Origin of the sequence: Pseudonocardia sp. 73-21 (assembly GCF_001899645.1) — a bacterium.
Classification (GTDB): Bacteria; Actinomycetota; Actinomycetes; order Mycobacteriales; family Pseudonocardiaceae; genus Pseudonocardia.
On the sequence record NZ_MKVV01000083.1, the window covers coordinates 222,597 to 227,800 of the forward strand.

Here is a 5,204-nt window from a genome sequence, read left to right on the forward strand (position 1 = left end):
ACCCGACGGTGCCTGACCCGACGGTGCCTGACCCGACGGTGCCTGACCCGACGGTGCCTGACCCGACGGTGACCCACGGCGCCCGACGTGCACCGAGTCGCCCCCGGATGCCAACATCCTGTCGCCCACCAGTCGGTCCTCTCGAACGGGTTGCGACCGCACCTGGCCCCGGAGGCCGCTGGGGTGGCCCCGGACCTACGAGCGAGCGTGCGGCGAGCGGCCGGTCGCATGTCCTTGGCCCGGCACGTTACCCGGAGACCGGGCCGGTCGGCTCCACCCGTGCGGGGCTGCGCTCAGGACGCGGCTGGATGCGACGGGCGGCGTCCAGATACCCCTCCCCCCTATGTTAGGTTCATCCGATGAGCGAGAACAGCTACACGGTCACCGGCATGACGTGCGAGCACTGCGTCGCGTCGGTGACCGAGGAGATCGGTGAGATCGACGGCGTCTGCGACGTCCGCGTGGATCTCCCGACCGGCGCAGTCACCGTGATCAGCACCGCCCCCCTCGACGAGGGACGGGTGCGCGCCGCCGTGGCCGAGGCGGGCTACGAGCTCGCCGGCTGACCGTTCCCCCGCCCCCGGCCCCGGGTGCGACGGGGCCGCGGGGATGATGAACGGGAGATGACAGACACCACAACGGGCACGACGACGAGCAGCGGAGCCCTGCGCGTGCACCGCGGCGGCACCGCCGACGCACTCGACGGGCTCCGGACGTGCCATGGCTGCTCCCGCGAACCGGCCGTCGAGGACGGGGAGAGCTGCCCCGGCTGCGGCCGCCCGCTCCCCGACGGCACCGACCGCGTCGAGAGCGACCTGACGACGCTGGCCGGCATCAGCGACCGCGGGCTCGTGCACTCCCGCAACGAGGACGCCATGGCCCTCGGTCGCCGGGAGTCCGGGCTGCGCGCCGCCGTGGTCTGCGACGGCGTGTCGTCCTCCCCGAACCCGCAGCTCGCGTCCCAGGTGGCCACCGAGGCCACCCTCGACGTGCTGCTGGGCGGTGACGACGCCGAGCCGGCCGGTCCCCGCCGCGTCCGGGCGGCCGTCGCGGCGGGAGCCCGGGCCGTCGAGGCCCTGGCCCTCGACGGCGGGCCGGCCGAGGACGGGCCGGCCTGCACGCTGGTGGCCGCGGTGGTCGAGCCCCGCCACGAGGTGCCCGGCCACCAGGTGGTCGTCGCGTGGGTCGGCGACAGCCGCGCCTACTGGCTCTCGGCCACGGGCTCGCGCCTGCTCACCACCGACCACTCGTGGGCCGAGGAGATCGTCGCCGCCGGCCGGATGGACGCCGCCGTGGCCGCACTCGACCGCCGGGCGCACGCGATCACCCGCTGGCTCGGCGCGGGCGGCGAGCCCATCCCGGACCTGGCCGCCTTCACCCCCGACGGTCCCGGCGTGCTGCTGCTGTGCAGCGACGGGCTGTGGAACTACCTCGCCGACGCCGCGGCCCTCGCCGCGGTGGCGCTGCCCGGCGCGTTCACCGACCCGCTCGGGGTGGCCGCCGAGCTCACCGCGGTCGCGCTGGAGGCGGGCGGCCGCGACAACATCACGGTGGCGGTGCTGCCGGTCGGGTCGCCGCCGGACTGACCGCGGCGAACCGGCAGAACCAGCCGCGGCAGGTGTGCACGACGAGCGGGTCGCCGGCGGGTCCGACAGTCCCCTGGACCGTACCCCCTCGTGGACGCGAATGCCTGCGACCGAATGCGCCGGCCGGATAGGACGTCCGGAGGCCACGCGGAGCGTGTTCGGCCCATTCACGACACCGGAACGGCCACGACGACGACGTTGTCCTCGTAATTGCGGGTGGCCCGGTCGAAAACGCCGCCACAGGTGACCACCACCAACCGGGGCGCGCCGCCCGGGGTGAGGAGATCGGCGCGGAAGGCCGTCTTCGGGAAGCGGTGGACCTCCTGCACCGCGTAGGCCACGACCGCGCCCTGCGCCGTCACGACGGCCACGACGTCACCGGGCACGAGCGCCGCCAGGTGGAACAGCGCACCCGGGCCGTGGGCCGCGCTGTCCACGTGCCCGTCCAGCACGCCCGCCGCGCCGGGGACGCCGGGGGCGCCGCCGGCCGCCCACCAGCCGATCACCTGCGGATCGTCGGGAACGCCGAGGTCACCGGCGGGGCCTGTGGCCACCGCCCGCACCGGTGCGTCGATGCGGAGCACGGGGATGCGCAGCCGCACCGGTGCCGCGCCCGGCCCGCCGACGGAGGGGACCGGCGCGTGCCGGACGTCGACCGTCCGCCCGACGGCGGGCGGTGCCACGGGCGGCGGCGCCACGGCGGGCGCGGCGGCGGCGCACACCAGCCCGACGGCGCCGCCGAGCACCGCCCACCGGACACCGTCCCACCCGGAAACCCGCACGCTTTGCCGTCCCTTTACCCTCTCCGTGCCGTGCCGCGCCGTGCCGCACCCACCGGCCGCGCAATTGTTCCACGAATGGTGAATGCGTGACCACCGCGGCCGAACGGCTTATTGACGGACATCCCCGTAACCATCATCGTCGGCGCGGACGGGTGAGGCCCGAAAGGACGGCGCACGATGACCTACGGTTCCGACGGCGGCTACGGAGCCCCCACGCCCCCCACCCCGCCCACTCCCCCGACCCCACCGACCCCGGCGCGGCGGCGGCCGTGGTGGTGGCTGCTCGTGGCGCTGGTCGTCATCATCATCGCGATCGTCGTCGGGGTGGCGTCCTGCAACACACCGCCGGTGGGGCCGGTCGCGGCGACCCCGTCCGCGACGCCGACGCCCGCCCCCTCCACGCCGCCGGCCCCGGGCACCTCCTCCGCCGCGGTGCCGCCCCCGGCGGCCCCGAGCACCCCGGGCGCCCCGCCCACCGCGACCACAGCGCCCACTCCGGCACCCACCACCGCGCCCACCAGCGCCACCCCGCCGCCGACCTCGACACCGCCCGTTCCCCCCGCGTCGGTGAACGCGGGTTCCGGCGGCGACGCACCGTCGGACGGGCCGGTGAGCGGCGTGGCGCTCCTGGCGGTGCTGGGCGCGGCGGGTCTCGCCGCGGCGGGGGCGTCCGCACTGCGCAGGCGCCGCTCGTCCTGACCCTGCGCCCCGAGCTCAGCGGGCCCGGCCGCGGGCCTCGGACGTCCGCGCCGCGGGGCGCCCGCCCGGCTCCTGGGGCGCCCCCCAGCCCAGGGCGAGCGACAGCCGGGCCCGGGTGCCGGGATCGTCGAGCTGCTCGCCGAAGAGCTCGTGCAGGCGCGCCAGCCGGTAGCGCACCGTCTGCGGGTGGACGTGCAGGTCCGCGGCGATGGCCTGGCGGTCGCCCATGTGCCACAGCCACGCCGCGAGCGTCTCGCAGAGCCGTTCCCGCGACGCCGGCGACTGCCCGTCCAGCGGCGCCAGCGTCTGCCCGCGGAGGACCTCGAGCATGCGCGCGTCGCGGTGCACGATGATCGCGTCGAGGTGCTCGTCGGTGAACACTGGGTCGTCGGTCAGCACGCCGTTGTGCTGCAGCCGGGCGGCGATCTCCGCGACGTGCAGGCTGGCCGGCAGGCGTTCCGGTGACACCGCGAACCCGACCACCGCCTCCGCGCCGCGCAGGGCTCTGCTGAGCCGGGAACGCCGGCCCGGGCTCGACGGCGAGGCGATGATCGCCCCCAGCAGCGGCGGCCGGTGGAACACCAGGTGCGTGGAGTCCATGCGGGCCAGCGCCCGGTGGGCGATGGGGTTGTCCGGCCCGACCAGCACCACGGCGAGCTCGGCGGGCACCCGCCAGTCGGCGCGGTTCGCGGCCGCGTCGACGGCGTTGCGGTCGGCGCGGTCCGACAGCAGCAGCGCCACCAGCTCGTCGCGCAGGCGGCCGCGGTTCGCCGCCGCCTCGGACTGGGCGAGCACGTAGCCGCGCGCGGACGAGGACGAGAGCCGGTCGACGAACAGGAACACGGCCTCGGCGAGCGCGGCGATGGCGCGGGGCGCGATCCCGTGGTCGACGGCGACCGCGGAGACGTGGTGCCAGAACACCCGCGCGCCCATCTGGTAGGCCGACATCAGGTGGGTCAGGTCGCGGCCCTGCTGCCACTGCAGACGGCCGATCTCCTCGAACAGCTCCCGCTCGCCGCCGCCCTCCTCGTCCGCCGCCTCCGCGAGCTCGACGAGCCGGCGCAGTGCCGCGTCGGCGGCGACCGCCACCTCGAGGTGGTTCTCGGCGAGGAAGGAGGCGTAGTCGGGCCAGTCGTCCGCCAGCGCGGCGCGCACCTCGTCCAGCAGCTCGGGCATCCGGTCGGCGATGGCCGGGACGAGCGCCGTGAGGGGCGTCTCCGATTCGTCCACGGACGTGTTCTACGCCTGTCGGGCGAACCGACCCACCTGATTTGTCCCGGAACGACAAGTCCTGCGGCACAGAATTGACCACAGGAAAGCAGAGACCGGCACCACGCCCGGAGAACGATCGGTGGGCGTGGACGGTGAACGGTTGCAGGCGCGCGACCTGCGGGCGGCCGAGGCGGCCGAGAACTTCCCGGTCGCCCTGCGCGTGCTGCCCGCGCGGGTGCGCGGCGCGCTGCGGGCCGTCTACGACGTGGTGCGCACGATCGACGAGCTCGGCGACGATCCCGGCCGCACCCCCGCCGAACGGATCGCCGACCTGCACGCGTTCGCCGAGGACCTGTCCGCTGTGTGGTCGGGTGGACGACCGGAGGCCCGCGTGCTGCGGGCCCTCGACCCGGGCCTGCCGCGGGAGCCGTTCGACCGGCTGGTCGCGGCGAACCTGCAGGACCAGCACGTCACCCGCTACGGGACCTGGGACGAGCTGCTCGGCTACTGCGCGCTGTCGGCCGGGCCGATCGGGCGGCTGGTGCTCGCCGTGTTCGGCGTCGCCGCGTCACCGGAGGTCGAACGGCGCTCCGACCTCGTGTGCACCGCCCTGCAGCTGCTCGAGCACTGGCAGGACGTCGCGGAGGACCACGCGCGGGGGCGCACCTACCTGCCGGCGGCGGACATGGTCGCGTTCGGGGTGACGGAGGACGACCTCGACGCGCCGCACGCGTCACCGGCGCTGCGCCGGCTCGTGCTGCACGAGACCGACCGGGCCGTCGCCCTGCTCGACGAGGGGTCCGCCCTGCTGCCTCAGCTGCACGGCTGGGCCCGGGTGGCCGTCGGCGGGTACGTCGCGGGCGGCCGGGCCGCGGCCGACGCCCTGCGCCGCAGCGGTGGCGACGTGCTCGCCGCCACCCCCCAC

General features: G+C 76.0%; 6 protein-coding genes. 4 read left to right on the forward strand and 2 right to left on the reverse strand.

Annotated features, from left to right (window positions below; translation table 11 throughout):
• The first annotated feature begins 359 nt into the window (after positions 1 to 359).
• Together BGP03_RS26880 and BGP03_RS26885 are read left to right on the forward strand one after the other, a co-directional pair.
• Positions 360 to 566: a heavy-metal-associated domain-containing protein gene (locus BGP03_RS26880; protein WP_296370002.1), complete on the forward strand. Its 207-nt coding sequence runs from the start codon at positions 360 to 362 to the stop codon at positions 564 to 566.
• Between the two features lie 57 nt (positions 567 to 623).
• Positions 624 to 1,586, forward strand: a complete 963-nt coding sequence (locus BGP03_RS26885; protein ID WP_296370004.1) for a PP2C family serine/threonine-protein phosphatase — start codon at positions 624 to 626, stop codon at positions 1,584 to 1,586.
• 167 nt (positions 1,587 to 1,753) lie between these two features.
• On the opposite strand, the gene BGP03_RS26890 is transcribed toward BGP03_RS26885, so the two are convergent.
• Positions 1,754 to 2,368 carry a class F sortase gene (locus BGP03_RS26890; protein WP_296370006.1) on the reverse strand — a complete coding sequence of 205 codons (615 nt, stop codon included), beginning with the start codon at positions 2,366 to 2,368 and terminating at the stop codon, positions 1,754 to 1,756.
• Between the two features lie 177 nt (positions 2,369 to 2,545).
• On the opposite strand from BGP03_RS26890, the gene BGP03_RS26895 reads away from it, so the two are divergent.
• Positions 2,546 to 3,067: a hypothetical protein gene (locus BGP03_RS26895; RefSeq protein ID WP_296370008.1), complete on the forward strand. Its 522-nt coding sequence runs from the start codon at positions 2,546 to 2,548 to the stop codon at positions 3,065 to 3,067.
• Between the two features lie 15 nt (positions 3,068 to 3,082).
• On the opposite strand, the gene BGP03_RS26900 is transcribed toward BGP03_RS26895, so the two are convergent.
• Positions 3,083 to 4,297 (reverse strand): helix-turn-helix domain-containing protein, encoded by a 1,215-nt coding sequence (locus BGP03_RS26900; protein WP_298797617.1) that lies wholly within the window; start codon positions 4,295 to 4,297, stop codon positions 3,083 to 3,085.
• Positions 4,298 to 4,424: 127 nt separating this feature from the next.
• Here BGP03_RS26900 and hpnC point away from each other — a divergent pair.
• Positions 4,425 to 5,204, forward strand: a 780-nt coding sequence (gene hpnC / locus BGP03_RS26905) for a squalene synthase HpnC (RefSeq protein ID WP_299737954.1), incomplete at its 3' end; no start/stop codon positions are given.